General features: G+C 62.2%; 33 protein-coding genes. All 33 read left to right on the top strand.

Annotated features, from left to right (window positions below):
- Positions 1-80: EF-Tu C-terminal domain-related protein (locus CIT26_RS24305; protein WP_023796029.1), on the top strand; the 80-nt coding region annotated here is incomplete at its 5' end.
- A 63-nt stretch (positions 81-143) separates the two neighbouring features.
- A complete protein-coding gene (gene rpsJ / locus CIT26_RS24300) occupies positions 144-452 on the top strand; it encodes a 30S ribosomal protein S10 (RefSeq protein WP_006205468.1) in 309 nt (102 codons plus the stop codon).
- A 94-nt stretch (positions 453-546) separates the two neighbouring features.
- The gene (rplC, locus tag CIT26_RS24295) at positions 547-1,293 is read left to right on the top strand and encodes a 50S ribosomal protein L3 (protein WP_095494915.1); all 747 of its coding nucleotides are present in this window, start codon (positions 547-549) and stop codon (positions 1,291-1,293) included.
- Positions 1,293-1,913 (top strand): 50S ribosomal protein L4, encoded by a 621-nt coding sequence (rplD, locus tag CIT26_RS24290; RefSeq protein ID WP_027154042.1) that lies wholly within the window; start codon positions 1,293-1,295, stop codon positions 1,911-1,913. Before rplC ends, rplD begins: the two co-directional genes overlap by 1 nt.
- Positions 1,910-2,203 (top strand): 50S ribosomal protein L23, encoded by a 294-nt coding sequence (locus CIT26_RS24285; RefSeq protein WP_010909275.1) that lies wholly within the window; start codon positions 1,910-1,912, stop codon positions 2,201-2,203. Before rplD ends, CIT26_RS24285 begins: the two co-directional genes overlap by 4 nt.
- A gap of 23 nt (positions 2,204-2,226) precedes the next feature.
- The gene (gene rplB / locus CIT26_RS24280) at positions 2,227-3,060 is read left to right on the top strand and encodes a 50S ribosomal protein L2 (protein WP_029352208.1); all 834 of its coding nucleotides are present in this window, start codon (positions 2,227-2,229) and stop codon (positions 3,058-3,060) included.
- 16 nt (positions 3,061-3,076) lie between these two features.
- The gene (gene rpsS / locus CIT26_RS24275; protein WP_006205463.1) at positions 3,077-3,355 is read left to right on the top strand and encodes a 30S ribosomal protein S19; all 279 of its coding nucleotides are present in this window, start codon (positions 3,077-3,079) and stop codon (positions 3,353-3,355) included.
- 2 nt (positions 3,356-3,357) lie between these two features.
- On the top strand, positions 3,358-3,747 hold the full coding sequence (gene rplV, locus CIT26_RS24270) for a 50S ribosomal protein L22 (protein WP_023799292.1): 390 nt from the start codon (positions 3,358-3,360) through the stop codon (positions 3,745-3,747).
- Positions 3,747-4,472, top strand: a complete 726-nt coding sequence (rpsC, locus tag CIT26_RS24265; RefSeq protein ID WP_077377560.1) for a 30S ribosomal protein S3 — start codon at positions 3,747-3,749, stop codon at positions 4,470-4,472. Before rplV ends, rpsC begins: the two co-directional genes overlap by 1 nt.
- Positions 4,473-4,499: 27 nt before the next feature.
- Entirely contained in the window at positions 4,500-4,913 is a 414-nt protein-coding gene (gene rplP, locus CIT26_RS24260) for a 50S ribosomal protein L16 (RefSeq protein WP_023799290.1), read from the top strand.
- A 13-nt stretch (positions 4,914-4,926) separates the two neighbouring features.
- Positions 4,927-5,127 carry a 50S ribosomal protein L29 gene (gene rpmC, locus CIT26_RS24255; RefSeq protein WP_006205459.1) on the top strand — a complete coding sequence of 67 codons (201 nt, stop codon included), beginning with the start codon at positions 4,927-4,929 and terminating at the stop codon, positions 5,125-5,127.
- Positions 5,128-5,138: 11 nt separating this feature from the next.
- Positions 5,139-5,378 (top strand): 30S ribosomal protein S17, encoded by a 240-nt coding sequence (gene rpsQ, locus CIT26_RS24250; RefSeq protein WP_095494914.1) that lies wholly within the window; start codon positions 5,139-5,141, stop codon positions 5,376-5,378.
- 71 nt (positions 5,379-5,449) lie between these two features.
- Positions 5,450-5,818 carry a 50S ribosomal protein L14 gene (gene rplN, locus CIT26_RS24245; protein ID WP_006205457.1) on the top strand — a complete coding sequence of 123 codons (369 nt, stop codon included), beginning with the start codon at positions 5,450-5,452 and terminating at the stop codon, positions 5,816-5,818.
- Positions 5,819-5,830: 12 nt separating this feature from the next.
- Positions 5,831-6,145: a 50S ribosomal protein L24 gene (gene rplX, locus CIT26_RS24240; RefSeq protein WP_013531428.1), complete on the top strand. Its 315-nt coding sequence runs from the start codon at positions 5,831-5,833 to the stop codon at positions 6,143-6,145.
- Positions 6,138-6,716: a 50S ribosomal protein L5 gene (rplE, locus tag CIT26_RS24235; protein WP_023799287.1), complete on the top strand. Its 579-nt coding sequence runs from the start codon at positions 6,138-6,140 to the stop codon at positions 6,714-6,716. Before rplX ends, rplE begins: the two co-directional genes overlap by 8 nt.
- 27 nt (positions 6,717-6,743) lie before the next feature.
- Positions 6,744-7,049, top strand: a complete 306-nt coding sequence (gene rpsN, locus CIT26_RS24230; RefSeq protein WP_029352223.1) for a 30S ribosomal protein S14 — start codon at positions 6,744-6,746, stop codon at positions 7,047-7,049.
- A 12-nt stretch (positions 7,050-7,061) separates the two neighbouring features.
- Positions 7,062-7,460, top strand: coding sequence for a 30S ribosomal protein S8 (rpsH, locus tag CIT26_RS24225; protein WP_006205453.1), 399 nt, complete (start codon positions 7,062-7,064; stop codon positions 7,458-7,460).
- Between the two features lie 112 nt (positions 7,461-7,572).
- Complete coding sequence (gene rplF, locus CIT26_RS24220) at positions 7,573-8,106, top strand: 50S ribosomal protein L6 (protein ID WP_023799285.1); 534 nt, start codon at positions 7,573-7,575, stop codon at positions 8,104-8,106.
- A gap of 85 nt (positions 8,107-8,191) precedes the next feature.
- Positions 8,192-8,551, top strand: coding sequence for a 50S ribosomal protein L18 (gene rplR, locus CIT26_RS24215; protein ID WP_029352225.1), 360 nt, complete (start codon positions 8,192-8,194; stop codon positions 8,549-8,551).
- A gap of 155 nt (positions 8,552-8,706) precedes the next feature.
- Entirely contained in the window at positions 8,707-9,270 is a 564-nt protein-coding gene (gene rpsE, locus CIT26_RS24210) for a 30S ribosomal protein S5 (RefSeq protein WP_006333394.1), read from the top strand.
- A gap of 25 nt (positions 9,271-9,295) precedes the next feature.
- Positions 9,296-9,493 (top strand): 50S ribosomal protein L30, encoded by a 198-nt coding sequence (rpmD, locus tag CIT26_RS24205; protein WP_006205449.1) that lies wholly within the window; start codon positions 9,296-9,298, stop codon positions 9,491-9,493.
- Positions 9,494-9,515: 22 nt separating this feature from the next.
- The gene (gene rplO / locus CIT26_RS24200; protein WP_095494913.1) at positions 9,516-9,989 is read left to right on the top strand and encodes a 50S ribosomal protein L15; all 474 of its coding nucleotides are present in this window, start codon (positions 9,516-9,518) and stop codon (positions 9,987-9,989) included.
- A gap of 192 nt (positions 9,990-10,181) precedes the next feature.
- Positions 10,182-11,522: a preprotein translocase subunit SecY gene (gene secY / locus CIT26_RS24195; protein WP_095494912.1), complete on the top strand. Its 1,341-nt coding sequence runs from the start codon at positions 10,182-10,184 to the stop codon at positions 11,520-11,522.
- Positions 11,519-12,139, top strand: coding sequence for an adenylate kinase (locus CIT26_RS24190; RefSeq protein WP_095494911.1), 621 nt, complete (start codon positions 11,519-11,521; stop codon positions 12,137-12,139). Before secY ends, CIT26_RS24190 begins: the two co-directional genes overlap by 4 nt.
- 191 nt (positions 12,140-12,330) lie before the next feature.
- Complete coding sequence (gene rpsM, locus CIT26_RS24185; RefSeq protein WP_029352234.1) at positions 12,331-12,699, top strand: 30S ribosomal protein S13; 369 nt, start codon at positions 12,331-12,333, stop codon at positions 12,697-12,699.
- A 156-nt stretch (positions 12,700-12,855) separates the two neighbouring features.
- Entirely contained in the window at positions 12,856-13,245 is a 390-nt protein-coding gene (rpsK, locus tag CIT26_RS24180) for a 30S ribosomal protein S11 (RefSeq protein WP_023799279.1), read from the top strand.
- Positions 13,246-13,347: 102 nt separating this feature from the next.
- Complete coding sequence (locus CIT26_RS24175) at positions 13,348-14,358, top strand: DNA-directed RNA polymerase subunit alpha (RefSeq protein ID WP_023799278.1); 1,011 nt, start codon at positions 13,348-13,350, stop codon at positions 14,356-14,358.
- A gap of 96 nt (positions 14,359-14,454) precedes the next feature.
- Entirely contained in the window at positions 14,455-14,886 is a 432-nt protein-coding gene (gene rplQ, locus CIT26_RS24170; RefSeq protein WP_023799277.1) for a 50S ribosomal protein L17, read from the top strand.
- Between the two features lie 191 nt (positions 14,887-15,077).
- Entirely contained in the window at positions 15,078-16,565 is a 1,488-nt protein-coding gene (locus CIT26_RS24165) for a DegQ family serine endoprotease (RefSeq protein WP_095494910.1), read from the top strand.
- 51 nt (positions 16,566-16,616) lie between these two features.
- The gene (locus tag CIT26_RS24160) at positions 16,617-17,927 is read left to right on the top strand and encodes a replication-associated recombination protein A (RefSeq protein WP_095494909.1); all 1,311 of its coding nucleotides are present in this window, start codon (positions 16,617-16,619) and stop codon (positions 17,925-17,927) included.
- Positions 17,928-18,006: 79 nt separating this feature from the next.
- Entirely contained in the window at positions 18,007-18,396 is a 390-nt protein-coding gene (gene crcB / locus CIT26_RS24155) for a fluoride efflux transporter CrcB (protein WP_095494908.1), read from the top strand.
- 125 nt (positions 18,397-18,521) lie between these two features.
- Positions 18,522-18,893, top strand: a complete 372-nt coding sequence (crcB, locus tag CIT26_RS24150; protein WP_245319538.1) for a fluoride efflux transporter CrcB — start codon at positions 18,522-18,524, stop codon at positions 18,891-18,893.
- Positions 18,890-19,228, top strand: a complete 339-nt coding sequence (locus CIT26_RS24145; protein ID WP_095494906.1) for a DUF190 domain-containing protein — start codon at positions 18,890-18,892, stop codon at positions 19,226-19,228. The genes crcB (CIT26_RS24150) and CIT26_RS24145 overlap by 4 nt, the downstream gene beginning before the upstream one ends.
- Positions 19,229-19,277: the final 49 nt, after the last annotated feature.

Here is a 19,277-nt window from a genome sequence, read left to right as displayed (position 1 = left end):
TGGAAGAGAAGCTGCGCTTCGCCATCCGTGAAGGCGGCCGCACCGTCGGTGCCGGCATCGTCGTCACCATCAAAGAGTAATTTGGACTTAAACCGATCTGTCGCGGGCGCTGCCCGCGCCGCGCCAGAACAAGGAAGTGACGCATGAACGGACAGAATATCCGCATCCGCCTGAAGGCGTTCGATCACCGGGTGCTTGACGCCTCGACGCGGGAAATCGTGTCGACGGCCAAGCGCACCGGCGCCAACGTCCGCGGCCCCATTCCGCTGCCGACGCGGATCGAAAAGTTCACGGTCAACCGGTCGCCTCACGTCGACAAGAAGAGCCGCGAGCAGTTCGAGATGCGCACGCACAAGCGTCTCCTCGACATCGTCGATCCGACCCCGCAGACGGTCGACGCTTTGATGAAGCTCGATCTTGCCGCCGGTGTCGACGTCGAGATCAAGCTCTAAGGAACCAGAGGGGCGGGGCGACCCGGAACTCTGAAGGAACAAGAGGCGTGGAGGGGCGACAGCCCCGACAGGGAACTCTAAAGGAATTGAACCGATGCGTTCAGGTGTGATTGCAAAAAAGGTGGGAATGACTCGCATCTACAACGATGCCGGGGAACATGTTCCCGTCACTGTTCTCCAGATGGAGAACTGCCAGGTCGTGGCGCAGCGCACGCAGGAGAAGAACGGCTATACCGCCGTCCAGCTCGGCGTTGGCCTTGCCAAGGTGAAGAACACGTCGAAGGCGATGCGCGGCCATTTCGCGACCGCTTCCGTCGAGCCGAAGGCCAAGGTTGCCGAATTCCGTGTCTCCGCCGACAACATGATCGATGTCGGCGCCGAGATCACCGTCGATCATTTCGTCGCCGGCCAGAAGGTCGATGTGACGGGAACCACGATCGGCAAGGGTTTCCAGGGCGTTATCAAGCGGCACCACATGGGCGGTGGCCGCGCGACCCACGGCAACTCGGTCTCGCACCGTACGCACGGCTCGACCGGCCAGCGCCAGGACCCGGGCAAGGTGTTCAAGGGCAAGCATATGGCCGGCCACATGGGTGACACCCGCGTCACCACGCAGAATGTCGAGGTCGTCTCGACCGACGCCGATCGCGGTCTGATCCTGATCCGCGGCGCGGTTCCCGGTTCGAAGGGCGCCTGGATCCTGGTCCGTGACGCGGCCAAGGTTGCGCTGCCGGCCAATGCGCCGAAGCCAGCTGCAATCCGCGTCATTGCAACCAGTGATGGCGCCAAGAACGATGCCCCGGCCACAGTAGATGCCCCGGCCACAGAGGGAGCGGAATAATGGACCTCAAGATCACAACGCTTGGCGGCAAGGACGCCGGCAAGGTGAAACTCTCCGAGGAGATTTTCGGCCTTGATCCGCGCGAGGACATCCTGCAGCGCGTGGTGCGCTGGCAGCTTGCCAAGAAGCAGCAGGGCACGCACAAGACCAAGGGTCGCGCCGAGATCGCCCGCACCGGCGCCAAGATGTACAAGCAGAAGGGTACGGGCCGCGCCCGTCACCATTCGGCACGCGCTCCGCAGTTCCGCGGCGGCGGCAAGGCCCACGGTCCGGTCGTCCGCAGCCACGAGCACGACCTGCCGAAGAAGGTGCGTGCGCTGGGCCTCAAGCATGCTCTCTCGGCCAAGGCCAAGAGCGCGTCGCTCATCATCATCGACGAGCTGATGCTGACCGAGGCCAAGACCAAGGCGCTGATCGCGAATTTCGCGACGCTGGGCCTGTCCAACGCCCTGCTGATCGGCGGCGCCGAGCTCGACAAGAACTTCAAGCTGGCGGCGACGAACATCCCGAACATCGACGTGCTGCCCATCCAGGGCATCAACGTCTACGACATTCTGCGCCGCGGCACGCTGGTCCTTTCGAAGGCCGCCGTCGAGGCTCTCGAGGAGCGCTTCAAATGACCGACCTTCGTCACTACGACGTGATCGTCTCGCCGGCGATCACCGAAAAGTCGACCATGGCTTCCGAGCAGAACCAGGTCGTCTTCAACGTCGCCAAGAAGGCGTCGAAGCCGGAAATCAAGGCTGCCGTCGAAGCGCTGTTCGGCGTCAAGGTGATGGCCGTGAACACGCTTGTCCGCAAGGGCAAGATCAAGCGCTTCCGCGGCACGATCGGCCGCCAGAGCGACGTCAAGAAGGCGATCGTGACGCTGGCCGACGGCCAGTCGATCGACGTCGCGACGGGTCTCTGAGCAAGACCGCGAGGACAACAAATATGGCACTGAAAAAATTCAACCCGATAACGCCGAGCACCCGCCAGCTGGTCATCGTCGATCGCTCGGGCCTCTACAAGGGCAAGCCCGTCAAGGGCTTGACCGAAGGCCTGACCAAGTCGGGCGGCCGTAACAATTACGGCCGCATCACGGCCCGCTTCATCGGCGGCGGTCACAAGCGTACGTACCGCATCATCGACTTCAAGCGCCGCAAGTTCGACATTGTCGGAACTGTCGAGCGTATCGAATACGATCCGAACCGCAGCGCCTTCATCGCGCTGATCAAGTATGACGATGGTGAGCTGTCCTACATCATCGCCCCGCAGCGCCTTGCTGCCGGCGACAAGATCGTGGCCGGCGAAGCGGTCGACGTGAAGCCGGGCAATGCGATGCCGCTGGCCTCGATGCCGGTCGGCACGATCGTCCACAACATCGAGCTGAAGCCGGGCAAGGGCGCCCAGGTTGCCCGTTCGGCTGGCGGTTATGCCCAGCTCGTCGGCCGTGACCAGGGCATGGCGATCCTGCGCCTGAATTCGGGTGAGCAGCGTGTCGTCCACGGCTCGTGCATGGCCACTGTCGGCGCCGTGTCCAACCCGGACCACGGCAACATCAATGACGGCAAGGCAGGCCGCACGGTGTGGCGGGGCAAACGTCCGCACAATCGCGGCGTGACCATGAACCCGGTCGACCATCCGCATGGCGGCGGCGAAGGCCGCACCTCGGGTGGCCGCCATCCGGTTTCGCCTTGGGGCAAGCCGACCAAGGGCAAGAAGACGCGGTCCAACAAGGCGACCGACAAGTTCATCCTGCGCTCGCGCCATCAGCGCAAGAGCTAAGAAGAGGTAACGCCAAGTGACTCGTTCGATTTGGAAAGGCCCCTTCATCGACGGCTACCTTCTCAAGAAGGTGGACAAGGTTCGTGAAGGTGGTCGCAATGAGGTGATCAAGATGTGGAGCCGTCGCTCCACCATCCTGCCGCAGTTCGTCGGCTTCACCTTCGGTGTCTACAACGGCCAGAAGCACGTTCCCGTTTCGGTGAACGAGGACATGGTCGGCCACAAGTTCGGTGAATTCGCTCCGACCCGGACCTATTACGGTCACGGCGCGGATAAGAAGGCGAAGAGGAAATAATCATGGGCAAGGCCAAAGCTCCGCGCAGGCTTGCTGATAACGAAGCGCGCGCCGTGTTGCGCACGATCCGTATCAGCCCGCAGAAGCTGAACCTGGTTGCCGCGCTGATCCGCGGCAAGAAGGTCGCGACAGCGCTTTCCGATCTCGAATTCTCGGCCAAGCGGATTTCCGGCACGGTCAAGAAGACGCTGGAATCGGCGATCGCCAACGCGGAAAACAACCACGACCTCGACGTCGATGCGCTGATCGTGGCGGAAGCCTATGTCGGCAAGTCGATCGTCATGAAGCGGTTCCATGCCCGTGGCCGTGGCCGCGCCAGCCGTATCGAGAAGCCGTTCTCGCACCTCACGATCGTCGTTCGTGAAGTCGAAGAAAAAGTGGAGGCCGCATAATGGGCCAGAAAATCAATCCGATCGGTCTGCGTCTCGGCATCAACCGCACCTGGGATTCGCGCTGGTTCGCCAACACCGGCGAGTACGGCAAGCTGCTGCATGAGGACATCAAGATCCGCAAGTATCTTGAGAAGGAACTCAAGCAGGCCGCGATTTCGAAGGTCGTGATCGAGCGTCCGCACAAGAAGTGCCGCGTCACCATCCACGCGGCGCGTCCGGGCCTGATCATCGGCAAGAAGGGCGCCGACATCGAGAAGCTTCGCAAGAAGCTGATGGAGATGACGAAGTCCGAGACGCATTTGAACATCGTCGAAGTGCGTAAGCCCGAGATCGACGCGACGCTGGTCGCCCAGTCGATCGCCCAGCAGCTCGAGCGCCGCATCGCGTTCCGCCGCGCCATGAAGCGCGCCGTGCAGTCTGCGATGCGCCTCGGTGCCGAGGGCATCCGCATCAACTGCGCCGGCCGTCTTGGCGGCGCCGAGATCGCGCGCATGGAATGGTACCGCGAAGGTCGTGTGCCGCTGCATACGCTGCGCGCCGACGTCGACTACGGCACGGCCGAAGCGCACACCGCCTACGGCATCTGCGGCGTCAAGGTCTGGGTGTTCAAGGGCGAAATCCTCGAGCACGACCCGATGGCTTCGGAGCGCCGCGCCACCGAGGGCGATCATGCGCACGGCGGTGGTGGTGAGCGCGAACGCGGTCGCCGTCGCGAAAACGCCTGAGACAGTTGAGAATTTGGAGTTAGAACGATGCTGCAGCCAAAGCGCACAAAGTTCCGCAAGCAGTTCAAGGGCCGTATCCATGGTGCCGCCAAGGGTGGCACCAATCTGGATTTCGGCGGTTTCGGGCTGAAGGCGCTTGAGCCGAACCGCGTCACCGCGCGCGAGATCGAGGCGGCCCGCCGCGCGATCACCCGCGAAATGAAGCGCGCCGGCCGCGTCTGGATCCGTATCTTCCCGGACGTGCCGGTGACGTCGAAGCCGACCGAAGTCCGCATGGGCAAGGGCAAGGGCGCGGTCGATTACTGGGCGGCGCGCGTCAAGCCCGGCCGCATCATGTTTGAGATCGACGGCGTCAATGAGGAAACCGCCCGTGAGGCGCTGCGTCTCGGCGCGGCCAAGCTCTCGGTCAGGACGCGCTTCGTACAGCGCATCGCAGAATAAGGACGGGCTGATCATGAAAGCCGAAGACATCCGGACCAAGACCCAGGACCAGCTGACCGACGACCTGGCCAGCCTGAAGAAGGAGCAGTTCAACCTGCGCTTCCAGAAGGCCACCGGCCAGCTCGAGAAGACCGCGCGCGTGAGGCAGGTCCGCAAGGACATTGCGCGTATCAAGACCATCGCTGCGGAAAAGTCCGCGGCCAAGAAGGCTTAAGGACGAAAACCATGCCAAAGCGCATTCTGCAGGGCACCGTCGTCAGCGACAAAAACGAGAAGACGGTTGTCGTCAAGGTCGAACGGCGCTTCACGCATCCCGTGATGAAGAAGACCGTGCGCATGACCAAGAAGTACAAGGCGCACGACGAGAACAACGCCCACAAGGTTGGCGATCAGGTGTTCATCCAGGAATCGAAGCCGATTTCCAAGGACAAGCGCTGGACCGTCGTGACTTCGGACCAGGTGTAAACAACGAATTTTGGACAGACCGGGGAGGGGCTTTGAGCCCGTCCCGTTGGTAGAGAAGAAGGCGGCCAGTCATGATTCAGATGCAAACAAACCTCGACGTCGCGGATAATTCCGGCGCCCGTCGTGTCATGTGCATCAAGGTGCTGGGCGGCTCGAAGCGGAAATACGCTTCCGTGGGCGACATCATCGTGGTGTCGATCAAGGAAGCCATCCCGCGCGGCCGCGTCAAGAAGGGCGATGTGATGAAGGCGGTCGTGGTTCGCACGGCCAAGGACATCCGCCGTCCGGACGGCAGCGTGATCCGTTTCGACAAGAACGCAGCCGTTCTCGTCGACAACAAGAAAGAGCCGATCGGCACGCGTATCTTCGGACCGGTTCCGCGCGAACTTCGCGCCAAGAACCACATGAAGATCATCTCGCTCGCGCCTGAAGTGCTGTAAGGAGCCGGACCAATGCAGAAGATTAGAAAAGGCGACAAGGTCGTCGTGCTGGCCGGCAAGGACAAGGGCCGTTCGGGCGAAGTCCTCTCGGTACAGCCGAAGGAAGACACCGCGCTGGTGCGCGGCGTCAACATGATCCGTCGTCACCAGAAGCAGTCCCAGTCCCAAGAGGGCGGGATCATCACCAAGGAAGCGCCGATCCAGCTGTCGAACATCGCGCTGGCCGACCCCAAGGATGGCAAACCGACCCGCGTCGGTTTCATCTTCCAGAAGGACGGCAAGAAGGTGCGCGTCGCCAAGCGCTCGGGAGAAGTCATCAATGGCTAAGGCTCAAACCAAGCAGGCGACTGCCCAGAACACGCCGCGCCTCAAGCAGGTCTACAACGAGACCATCCGCAAGGCGCTGCAGGAACAGTTCGGCTACGAGAACGAGATGCAGGTTCCGCGCATCGACAAGATCGTGCTGAACATGGGCGTCGGCGAAGCGACCGGCGATTCGAAGAAGCCTTCGATCGCGGCGGAAGATCTTGCGCTGATCGCCGGCCAGAAGGCCGTCGTCACCCACGCCCGCAACTCGATCGCCGGCTTCAAGGTCCGCGAAAAGATGCCGATCGGCGCCAAGGTCACGCTGCGCAAGGAACGCATGTACGAGTTCCTCGACCGCCTCGTGAACATCGCGCTGCCGCGCGTCCGCGACTTCCGCGGGCTCAATCCGAAGAGCTTCGATGGCCGTGGCAACTATGCCATGGGCATCAAGGAACACATCGTGTTCCCGGAGATCAACTACGACAAGGTTGATCAGATCTGGGGCATGGACGTCATCGTTTGTACGACTGCGAAGACGGACGACGAAGCCAGGGCATTGCTCAAGGCCTTCAACTTCCCCTTCCGCCAGTAACGGCAGCGAGAAAAGGAAAAATCTGAAATGGCAAAGACCAGCTCAGTCGAGAAGAACAACAGGCGCCGCAAGCTTGTGGACCAGTACGCTGCCAAGCGTAAGGCCCTCAAGGCGATCATCATGGATCAGTCCAAGCCGATGGAAGAGCGCTTCCGCGCTCAGCTGAAGCTTGCGGCACTGCCGCGCAACTCGGCCAAGATCCGCATCCGCAACCGCTGCGAAGTCACCGGACGCCCGCGTGCCTACTATCGCAAGCTCAAAGTATCGCGCATCGCGCTTCGGGATCTCGGCAACAACGGCCAGATCCCGGGCCTGGTCAAGTCGAGCTGGTAAGGAGGACATAACATGTCATTGAGCGATCCTCTCGGCGATATGCTGACCCGCATCCGCAACGCCTATGGCCGCAAGAAGTCGAGCGTTTCGACGCCGGCCTCGCGCCTGCGTACCCGCGTCCTCGACGTGCTGAAGGCGGAAGGCTATATCCGCGACTACAGCCAGACCGACTTCGACAACGGCAAGTCCGAAATCGAGATCGAGCTGAAGTATTTCGACGGTGCGCCGGTCGTTCGCGAAATCGCCCGCGTCTCGAAGCCGGGCCGTCGCGTTTACGTTTCGGCGAAGTCGATCCCGCACGTCGCCAACGGCCTCGGCATCGCCATCCTTTCGACGCCGAAGGGCGTGATGGCCGACCACGAAGCGCGTGAACAGAATGTCGGCGGGGAAATCCTCTGCCAGATCTTCTGATCTGGAGCGCGATCCCGAACCGAACCACGCAGTGAAAAGTGGAACCCGGCTTTCGGACAAGATCACGCTCGAAACAGAGACCTGAAACAAGAGAAGTGACGAGGACAACAAAATGTCTCGTATTGGAAAGAAACCCGTTTCGCTGCCGCAGGGCGTGACCGCGACCGTCGACGGCCAGACCGTCACGGCGAAGGGCCCCAAGGGTGAGCTGAAGTTCGTGGTGAACGACGAAGTGCTGGTCAAGATGGAAGGCAGCGAGATCGCTGTCCAGCCACGCGACCAGACCAAGACCGCCCGTTCCAAATGGGGTATGTCGCGCACGCAGATCGTCAACATCCTGCAGGGCGTCAAGGACGGTTTCGAAAAGAAGCTTGAGATCACCGGCGTCGGCTATCGCGCCGCCATGCAGGGCAAGAACCTGCAGCTGGCGCTCGGCTTCAGCCATGACGTCGTCTACGAAACGCCGCAGGACATCACGATCACCGTGCCGAAGCCGACGGAAATCACCGTGACCGGCATCGACAAGCAGAAGGTCGGTCAGGTTGCTGCTGAGATCCGCGAATATCGCGGTCCCGAGCCATACAAGGGCAAGGGCGTCCGTTACGCTGGCGAGAAGATCGTCCGCAAGGAAGGCAAGAAGAAGTAATTTCAACGCCGCGGGGAGCGGTCGCGGGAGGCCTGTCCTACCGCATAGGGTTGCCCCCGTTTTTTGAAGGCAAGGAACTGATATCATGGGCTCGAAAGAATCCACACAACGCCGCGCTCAGCGCGTCCGCCGCCAGATCAAGAAGGTCGCGGGCGAGCGTCCGCGTCTGTCGGTCCACCGCACGTCGAAGAACATCTACGTCCAGGTGATCGACGACGCCAAGGGCCACACCATCGCTGCCGCCTCGACGCTGGAGAAGGACCTCAAGGGTTCGCTCAAGACCGGTGCAGACACTGCCGCCGCTGTGGCAATCGGCAAGCTGATCGCCGAGCGCGCTTCGAAGGCCGGCGTCAAGGAAGTCGTCTTCGACCGCGGACCGTACATCTATCACGGCCGCGTCAAGGCGCTGGCCGAGGCCGCCCGTGAAGGTGGCTTGAGCTTCTAAAGCATGATCCCGAACCGGAGGTCAGCGCAGCAAAAAGTTGCAGATTTTTCGGATAAGATCATGCGAAGGGAAAAATGAGTTTCGCCCCCGGCAACCCACAGAGGTGCCGGATATCATCATCAACCGTGCTTCCGGAAAAAAACAAGGAACAGGATATGGCACAGGAACGTAGGGATGGCGGCCGCGGCCGTGATCGCGAAGAGCGCGACGACGGCATGGTGGACAAGCTCGTCCACATCAACCGCGTCGCCAAGGTCGTCAAGGGCGGCCGCCGCTTCGGCTTTGCAGCACTCGTCGTCGTCGGCGACCAGAAGGGCCGCGTTGGCTTCGGTCATGGCAAGGCGCGCGAAGTGCCTGAGGCGATCCGCAAGGCGACCGAATCGGCCAAGCGCGACATGATCTTCGTGCCGCTGCGCTCGGGCCGTACGCTGCACCACGACGTCGAGGGACGCTGGGGTGCCGGACGCGTTCTGCTGCGCGCTGCCAAGCAGGGTACCGGCATCATCGCCGGCGGCCCGATGCGCGCCGTCTTCGAGACGCTCGGCATGCATGACGTGGTCGCCAAGTCGATGGGTTCGTCGAACCCGTACAACATGGTTCGCGCCACCTTCGACGCGCTGAAGAGCCAGATGCATCCCAAGGATGTGGCTGCTGCGCGCGGCATCAAGTATTCGACCCTTCAGGCCCGCCGCGGCACCGCCGTTGCGGCCGAAGAATAGTCGACGCTGACCAGGGATTTTGACCATGGCCAAGAAAGCAACCAAGACCATCACCGTCGAGCAGATCGGTTCGCCGATCCGCCGGCCGAAGGAGCAGCGCGCGACGCTGGTCGGCCTCGGCCTCAACAAGATGCACAAGCAGCGCACGCTGGAGGACACGCCCTCCGTGCGCGGCATGATCGCTGCCGTCCAGCATCTCGTCCGCGTCGTGGACGAGGGCTGAACCAGAGCGCAGGAGAACTCAGATGAAACTCAACGATCTGCGTGACATGGACGGCGCGACGCATTCCAAGAAGCGTCTCGGCCGCGGCATCGGTTCCGGCTCGGGCAAGACCGCCGGTCGCGGCGTCAAGGGCCAGAAGGCGCGCTCCGGCGTCGCCGTCAACGGCTTCGAGGGCGGCCAGATGCCGCTCTACCGGCGTCTGCCGAAGCGTGGCTTCAACAACATCTTTGCCAAGAGCTTTGCCGTCGTGTCGCTGGCCCGCATCCAGGCCGCGCTCGACGCCAAGAAGCTCGACGCCAAGACGACCGTGACAGCCGAAGCGCTGGTCGCGGCCGGCGTCATCCGCCGCGTCAAGGACGGCGTGCGCATCCTCTCGGACGGCGACATCAAGGCCAAGCTCGCCTTCGACGTGGCCGGCGCCTCCAAGGCTGCCATCGAGAAGATCGAAAAGGCCGGCGGTTCGGTGAAGCTGCCGGAAAAGGCAGCCGCCGAGTAACGGCGATTTGAAGCGCGATCGGCAAGAGTGGGACACGTTTCGCTTTCGATTTGCGCTTTGATCCGATCAATATGGCGGCCGCATCAACGCGGCCGCTTGCATGTTTGCAGTCCGGAGCTTATCTCGTGAGCTTCGGTGACACGCGCCGCCTGAGTTGCGGGCCATCGAGCGTGACCAAGCGGAGAATCAGGCATGGCTTCGGCTGCTGAACAACTAGCCTCGAATCTGAATTTCTCGGCCTTCGCCAAGGCGGAGGATCTGAAGAAGCGCATCTGGTTCACCATCGGCGCGCTGCTCGTCTACCGCCTCGGCACCTATATTCCGCTGCCCGGCATCAATCCCGACGCTTTCGCCCAGGCCTTCTCGTCGCAGAGCAAGGGCGTGCTTGGCATGTTCAACATGTTCGCCGGCGGCGCCGTGGAGCGCATGGCGATCTTTGCCCTCGGCATCATGCCCTATATCTCCGCTTCCATCATCATGCAGCTGATGACCTCCGTCATCCCGTCACTGGAGGCGCTGAAGAAGGAAGGCGAACAGGGCCGCAAGGTCATCAACCAGTATACCCGCTACGGCACCGTGCTTTTGGCACTGGTCCAGGCCTACGGCATTGCGGTCGGGCTGGAAGGCGGCAACGGCATCGTCAGCGATCCCGGCATGTTCTTCCGCATCTCGACCGTCATCACGCTGGTCGGCGGCACCATGTTCCTGATGTGGCTCGGCGAGCAGATCACCGCCCGCGGCATCGGCAACGGCATTTCGCTGATCATCTTTTCCGGTATCGTCGCCGGCCTGCCGCAAGCCATCTCCGGTACGCTGGAACTTGGCCGCACCGGCGCGCTGTCGACCGGCCTGATCCTGGCGATCATCGTTCTCGCCGTCGTCGTTATCGCGCTGATCGTGTTCTTCGAACGCGCCCAGCGGCGCTTGCTGATCCAGTATCCAAAGCGCCAGGTCGGCAACCGCATGTTCCAGGGCGACACTTCGCACCTGCCGCTCAAGCTCAACACGGCCGGCGTCATTCCGCCGATCTTCGCGTCTTCGCTGCTGTTGCTGCCGGCGACGGTCGCCGGCTTCTCGCAGACGACCAACATGCCAGCCTGGGCCAGCACCGTCCTGGCGGCACTCGGCCATGGCCAGCCGCTCTACATGGCGTTCTATGCGGCGATGATCGTGTTTTTCGCCTTCTTCTATACGGCGATCGTCTTCAACCCGAAGGACACCGCCGACCAGCTCAAGAAGCATTCGGGTTTCATTCCGGGCTACCGTCCGGGCGAGCGCACCGCCGATTACATCGACTATGTTCTCACCCGCATCACCGTCGTCGGCGCCATCTATCTGGTGCTGGTGTGTCTGCTGCCCGAGTTCCTGATTTCAGCGACTGGCGTACCATTCTACCTCGGTGGCACATCGCTTCTGATCGTGGTCAGTGTAACGCTCGATACGGTGGCGCAGATTCAGGGTCACCTGATCGCGCACCAGTATGAGGGCCTGATCAAGAAGTCGAAGCTGCGCGGGGGGAAGAAGGCCAGATGAGGTTGATATTGCTTGGGCCGCCAGGGGCGGGCAAGGGGACGCAAGCACAAAGACTGGTAGAAAAATATGGCATACCCCAACTCTCCACGGGCGATATGCTGCGCGCTGCTGTCCAGGCCGGCACCGAAGTCGGCAAGCGCGCCAAGGCGGTGATGGATGCTGGCGAACTGGTTTCCGACGCCATCGTCAACGCCATCGTGGCCGAGCGTATCGATCAGGCCGATTGCGCCGGGGGATTCATCCTTGACGGATACCCGCGAACCTTGGTGCAAGCGGACGCGGTTGAATCGATGCTCTCGGATCGTGGCCTCACTCTCGACGCCGTCATTGAACTTGTCGTTGACGACAAGGCGCTGGTTGGTCGAATCGGCAAGCGCGTCGAAGAGGCCAAGGCCGCGGGTCTGCCTGTGCGCAAGGACGACAATCCGGCGGTGTTCGAAGAGCGCCTGAAGGAGTACTACAAGAAAACGTCGCCGCTGATCGGCTACTACTATGCCAAGGGCAAGCTGAGAGGTGTCGACGGCATGGCCGACATCGATGCGGTGACGCGACAGATCGAAGTGGTGCTCACGGCTGCGACGCAAGGGGCGGCCCAAGGGTCTGCGTACGGAAAATAAACGATTACGCTTGACTGGAGCGGTTCGCTGGGGTATGGCGGCCCGTCTTCCTATCAGGCATGAGGCTTGCTTGCCCGCAAGGGCAAGGCAGCCGCTTTGAACTGGAAACTCCCGCATGGGCCGGCCTCCACCGGACGCGGGGCAACTTTGATAGCGCCGGCTTGTCCGGCCCACATGGAGAAGAGAAGAACATGGCTCGTATAGCCGGCGTCAACATTCCGACCAACAAGCGCGTTGTCATTGCGCTTCAGTACATTCACGGCATTGGCAAGAACTTCGCCCAGGAGATCGTCGACAAGGTCGGCATCCCGGCCGAGCGCCGCGTCAACCAGCTGACCGACGCGGAAGTGCTGCAGATCCGCGAGACGATCGACCGCGACTATCAGGTCGAGGGCGATCTGCGCCGCGAAGTGTCGATGAACATCAAGCGGCTCATGGACCTCGGCTGCTATCGCGGCCTGCGTCATCGCCGCTCGCTGCCGGTTCGCGGCCAGCGCACGCATACCAATGCGCGCACCCGCAAGGGCCCGGCCAAGTCGATCGCCGGCAAGAAGAAGTAATTTAGGGGAATATGGGAGTAGGGCAGTAGGGCAGTATGTAATACGGCGCGGGCATCCGCGGCCAAGACATACTCCCCTACGGCCCTATTCCCCTACTCCCTTACAGGTGGAGCCGCTGGCATTACGGCGGTGTAGAGATCAACTGAAAGGACCATCATGGCCAAGGAAGCCACACGTGTTCGCCGTCGCGAACGCAAGAATATCTCGTCGGGCGTTGCCCACGTCAACTCGACCTTCAACAACACGATGATCACCATCACCGACGCGCAGGGCAATTCGATTGCCTGGTCGTCGGCGGGAGCCCAGGGCTTCAAGGGGTCTCGCAAGTCGACCCCGTTTGCTGCCCAGATGGCTGCCGAGGACGTTGCCAAGAAGGCCCAGGAACACGGCATGCGCATGCTCGAGGTCGAGGTCTGCGGACCCGGCTCCGGTCGTGAATCGGCGCTGCGTGCGCTGCAGGCAGCCGGCTTCACCATCACCTCGATTCGTGATGTGACGCCGATCCCGCACAATGGCTGCCGCCCGCGCAAGAAGCGCCGCGTCTAAAGAATTACCGAACGCCGCGCGAACGCCCAGTAGCGTTCCTCCACGGCATTCCAGGTCGCCCGCCACGATTGGATGGTGGCGGGTCAACGGAAGGAAAGCATCATGATCCAGAAAAATTGGCAGGAACTGATCAAGCCGAACAAGATCGAGTTTTCGTCGAAGAAGAAGACGCTGACCACGCTGGTCGCCGAGCCGCTCGAGCGCGGCTTTGGTCTCACCCTCGGCAATGCGCTGCGTCGCGTGCTTCTGTCTTCGCTGCGTGGCGCGGCTGTGACCGCCGTGCAGATCGACGGCGTTCTGCATGAATTCTCGTCCATCGCCGGCGTGCGCGAGGACGTGACCGACATCGTCTTGAACATCAAGGAGATCGCCATCCGCATGGAAGGTGACGGCCCCAAGCGCATGGTCGTGCGCAAGCAGGGACCGGGCGCTGTTCTCGCCGGCGACATCCAGACGGTCGGCGACGTCGAGATCCTCAATCCCGACCACGTCATCTGCACGCTGGACGAGGGCGCTGAAATCCGCATGGAGTTCACCGTCGATACCGGCAAGGGCTATGTGCCGGCCGACCGCAATCGCGCCGAAGACGCGCCGATCGGCCTCATCCCGGTCGACAGCCTCTACTCACCGGTCAAGAAGGTCTCCTACAAAGTCGAGAACACCCGCGAGGGCCAGGTCCTCGACTATGACAAGCTGACCATGACGATCGACACCGACGGTTCGATCTCGGGCGAGGACGCGGTGGCTTTCGCCGCTCGCATCCTGCAGGACCAGCTTGGCCTGTTCGTCAATTTCGACGAGCCGCAGAAGGAAGTCGCCGCCGAGCAGGTGACAGAGCTTGCCTTCAACCCGGCGCTGCTCAAGAAGGTCGACGAGCTCGAGCTTTCGGTGCGTTCGGCCAACTGCCTGAAGAACGACAACATCGTCTATATCGGCGACCTGATCCAGAAGACCGAAGCCGAGATGCTGCGCACCCCGAACTTCGGCCGCAAATCGCTGAATGAGATCAAGGAAGTCCTGGCGGCGATGGGCCTGCACCTTGGCATGGAAGTGCCGGATTGGCCGCCGGAAAACATCGAAGACCTCGCCAAGCGTTACGAAGATCAATACTAAGCTTGATCCCGAAAAGTTGCAGACTTTTCGGACAAGATCATGCGGCTAACCAACAGAGGCTGTGGCCTCTTGAACCCGGAATGAAGGAGAAGAGCCATGCGCCACGGATTTAAAGGCCGCCGGTTCGCCCGCAGCATAAGCCACCGCAAGTCGATGTTTGCCAACCTTGCCGTGTCGCTCATCGAGCATGAGCAGATCCTCACCACCTTGCCGAAGGCGAAGGATCTGCGTCCGATCGTCGAGAAGCTGGTGACGCTCGGCAAGCGCGGCGATCTGCATGCCCGCCGCCAAGTGATTGCCCAGATCGGCAATGAAGGCGTCGTGAAGCGCCTGTTCGACACGATCGCGCCGCGCTACGCCACCCGCAACGGCGGCTATCTGCGCATCATGAAGGCGGGCTTCCGCCACGGCGACAATGCCGCCATGGCGGTCATCGAGTTCGTCGATCGCGATACCTCGGCCAAGGGCGCCGGCGACCGTGCCCGCATCGAGGCAGAAGGCACTGACGAGGAAGCCGCAGCCGCATAAGCTTCGGTTTGCGTAAAGAGTTCAAAGGGGCCTGCGGGCCCCTTTTGCATTCCAGAATGCGGCAGGGAACATTTGCGACCATTTCTTGGCTCAGCTCAGACCTTATCGCTCAAAATAATTCGATTTCATTGCCTTAGCCTTTCATTTTGCACAATCGTCGGGACAATGGCGCCCGACCCGGAGGATTCGGAATGCGCGTAAAACGGATGTCCCTTGTTCTACTCTGCGCCTTGATGGCGCTGGCAGTCGTGCCGGCGGCCAGGCAGGCGTTGGCTCAGGACACCAAGGCCGATCCAGGTCTGTCCGATGTGCTGACCGACATGCTGCGCGGCGCCGAAGGCGAAAATGCCACCTCCGGTCCAGACAAGCGCGTGCCGTTCGGCCGCGAGGAGGTGCAACTGTCCTTTGCGCCGCTGGTCAAGCAGACGGCGCCGGCCGTCGTCAATGTCTATGCCTCGCAAACGGCCAAGTTGAGGTCGCCCTTCGACGGCGATCCTTTCTTCGAAGAGTTCTTCGGCCGTTCGCAGCCGCGCGCGCAGTCCTCGCTCGGCTCCGGCGTGCTGGTCGATCCGACAGGCATAGTGGTCACCAATTTCCACCTCATCAAGGACGCCGATCAGGTCAAGGTCGCCACAGCGGACGGGCGTGAATTCGACAGCAAGGTGCTGCTCAAGGACGAGACGCTTGACCTCGCCGTGCTCAAGATCTCCGCCGACAAGCCATTTCCGGTCGTCGCCATCGGCGATTCCGACGCGCTCGAGGTTGGCGACCTGTTGTTGGCCATCGGCAACCCTTTCGGTGTCGGCCAGACCACCACCAGCGGCATCGTTTCGGCGCTTGCCCGCAGCCACATCGGCGTTTCCGATTCCAGTTTCTTCATCCAGACCGACGCCGCGATCAACCCCGGCAATTCCGGCGGTGCGCTGATCAACATGGGTGGCCAACTGGTCGGCATCAACACGGCGATCTACAGCCGCAGCGGCGGCTCGATCGGCATCGGCTTTGCTATTCCCTCCAACATGGTTCGCGCGTTTGCCGATGCGGCCAAAGCCGGCCGCGACTTCTTCGAGCGGCCCTATATCGGTGCCGAATTCGAGCGCGTGACGCCGCAGATCGCCGAATCACTCGGTCTGGAGACCCCGACCGGGGCGCTGGTTTCGTCCGTCGAAGAAGCAGGGCCGGCGGCCACGGCGGGGCTCAAGCCCGGCGATGTCGTGCTGTCGCTCAACGGCACGCCGGTCGGGAGTATCGAGGCGCTGGATTACCGGATGGCGACGCTGTCGATCGGCACCAATGCCAGCTTCGCCGTCCTCAGCAAAGGCCAGCAAGCGACGATGGAGATTGCGCTGGAGCGCGCGCCGGAAGGTGCAAAACTCGCGGAAGTGACACTGCGCGGTCGCAGCCCGTTTTCCGGTGCCAAGGTTGCGGAACTGTCGCCGCGGCTCGCCCAGCGGCTCGGCATGCGTACCGATGTCAAGGGTGTTACTGTGATCGACATCAATCGCGGTTCGCCCGCAGCCGATTTCGGCTTCCAGCCGGGCGACATCGTTCGCGAGGTCAATGGCTTGACCATCGATACCGCCGCGACCCTGGAACAGGCAGCCATGGAAGAGACGCGCTGGTGGCGCTTTACCGTCGAGCGCGGCGGGCAGATACTGCGCCAGGTGTTGCGTTACTGAGCCCGAGCGTCGATCCTTCGGACGAGATCGCGCTCCAACGAAACGAAGTGCATGGCCGATCTGTTCAGTGTCGATGAACCGGAAAAGGCGCCGCCCGGTAGGCCGCTGGCCGACCGGCTGCGCCCGAAGAACCTCGGCGAGGTCGTTGGCCAGGAGCATTTGACCGGGCCCGACGGCGCACTGACGCGGCTGATCGGCTCCGGCTCGCTCGGCTCGATGATCTTCTGGGGGCCGCCCGGGACGGGCAAGACCACGGTCGCGCGGCTGCTTGCCGGCGAAACCAGCCTTGCCTTCCAACAGATATCGGCGGTGTTTTCCGGTGTCGCCGACCTGAAGAAAGTGTTCGAGGCGGCGAAGCTGCGCCGCTCCAACGGCCGTCAGACGCTGCTCTTCGTTGACGAGATCCATCGCTTCAACCGCGCCCAGCAGGACAGTTTTCTGCCTGTCATGGAAGACGGCACCGTCGTGCTGGTTGGCGCCACCACCGAGAACCCGTCCTTCGAGCTGAACGCGGCGCTTCTCTCCCGCGTGCGCGTGCTGGTCTTCCATTCGCTCGGTGAGGACAGCATCGCAAGACTGCTGGCGCGTGCCGAGGAGACCGAGGGCAGGGCGTTGCCGCTCGACGACGAGGCGAGGGCGATGCTCATCCGCATGAGCGATGGCGATGGCCGCGCGGCGCTGACGCTGGCCGAAGAGGTCTGGCGCGCCGCCAAGTCAGGCGAGGTGTTCGGCGCCGAGGGCCTGCAGCGCATCGTCCAGCGCCGGGCGCCGATCTACGACAAGGGCCAGGACGGCCACTACAATCTGATCTCGGCGCTGCACAAATCGGTGCGCGGCTCCGACCCGGACGCCGCCCTCTATTATCTCGCCCGTATGTTCGACGCCGGCGAGGATCCGCTCTATCTCGGCCGCCGGCTGGTGCGCATGGCGATGGAGGATATCGGGCTGGCCGACCCGCAGGCGCTGGTCATCGCCAATGCCGCCAAGGATGCCTACGACTACCTGGGCTCGCCAGAGGGCGAGCTCGCCTTCGCTGAGGCCACCGTCTATCTCGCCAGCGCGCCCAAATCCAACGCCGTCTACACCGCCTTCAAGGCCGCCACTCAGGCGGCGAAGGAGTTCGGCTCGCTGCTGCCGCCCAAACACATCCTCAACGCGCCGACCAAGCTGATGAAAGAAGAAGATTACGGCGCCGGCTACCGTTACGACCACGACGAGCCGGACGCTTTTTCCGGACAGGATTATTTTCCGGAAAAGATGGGCCGCCGCACATTCTATGATCCGCCGGAGCGCGGTTTCGAGCGTGATATCAGGAAACGGCTCGACTATTGGGCGAAGCTGCGCGGCGAGCGGCAAAAGTAGGCTCGCGCGGCCCTGCGGTCTCTTGAGACCAAGAAGGCCGGAGGTGCCTGACACCGTAGCTTGACCGGCAAGAGGGAGCATGATGTATCATCTGTTGCTTGTCTGTCTTGGCGGCGCGATCGGCGCAATGGCCCGCTTCTTCCTGTCCGGCTTCGTCGCCCGCCGGGTCGGCGAGACCTTTCCCTGGGGCACAATGGTCGTCAACGTTTCGGGGGCATTTGCGATCGGTGTCGTTGCGCATGCGGTGGCGCGCGACAGCATGCCCGCCATCTGGGCCTTTGCCGCAACCGGCAGCCTCGGCTGCTACACCACGGTTTCCTCCTTTAGCCTGCAGACGCTAGCACTGGCGCGTGAGGGCGAATGGCTGCGCGCCGGTGGCAATGTGCTGCTTTCGGTCTTTCTGAGCCTCGGTGGTGTGACGCTGGGCTTTGCCGCAGGAAGTCTTCTGATTGGCAGTGGGGCGCCATGAGCAACCCGCGGAAGCTCCGCTCCGGCGGGACGGACACCGCCGCAGCAGAGCATGCGGCGCGCCTTATTAGCTGGCGCAAAACGAACGAAGCGGTTCGGATCTATGCGACCGTGGCCGCAGGCAGCATGATTGGCGGCGTGCTGCGGGCGCTTGCCTCGCTGACGAGCACTGCCCTGTGGGGCAATGGATTCCCATTCGGCACGCTCCTCGTGAATATTGTCGGCTCATTCCTCATCGGCTTCTACGCGACATTGACGGGGCCGGATGGCCGCGTCTTCGCCAGCCCGTTGCAGCGCCAGTTCTTCATGACCGGCTTCTGCGGTGGCCTGACAACCTTCTCCGCCTTCAGCCTTGAAACGCTCACCCTCGCGCAAAGCGGGAAGCTTATGGCGGCTGCGCTCAATATCGCGATCTCCGTGGTAACGTGGCTTGCCGCCGTCTGGCTTGGCCACATCCTTGCAGTGCGCCTCAACCGGCTGAGAGGATCCAGGCAATGAAGATACCAAAACAGGCGCAGTTGCTGCGCATATTCATCGGCGAGAACGACAGGGCAGACGGCCGTCCGCTGTATGAGGCGATTGTGCTGAAGGCCCGCGAAATGCAGATTGCCGGCGCTACCGTCCTGCGCGGGGCGATGGGGTTCGGCCATTCCAGCCGGCTTCACACCACGAAGATCCTCCGTCTGTCGGAGGATCTGCCCCTTGTGATCGAGATCGTCGATGACGAGGAAAAGATAGCCGCTTTCCTGCCCGTCCTTGAAACAATCATGACAAGTGGTTTGATCACACTGGAGAAAGTTCAGGTTCTGCAATATGGAACCGATAACGAATGATCGAGTGTGAGGTTGCGGGTGCCGGTGAATGCCGTTGCATGCCCGCGAA

It is taken from the genome of Mesorhizobium temperatum, assembly GCF_002284575.1.
Classification (GTDB): Bacteria; Pseudomonadota; Alphaproteobacteria; order Rhizobiales; family Rhizobiaceae; genus Mesorhizobium; species Mesorhizobium temperatum.
The sequence above is the reverse complement of the archived record's forward strand: the minus strand, read 5'-3'. Positions and strand labels throughout refer to the sequence as shown.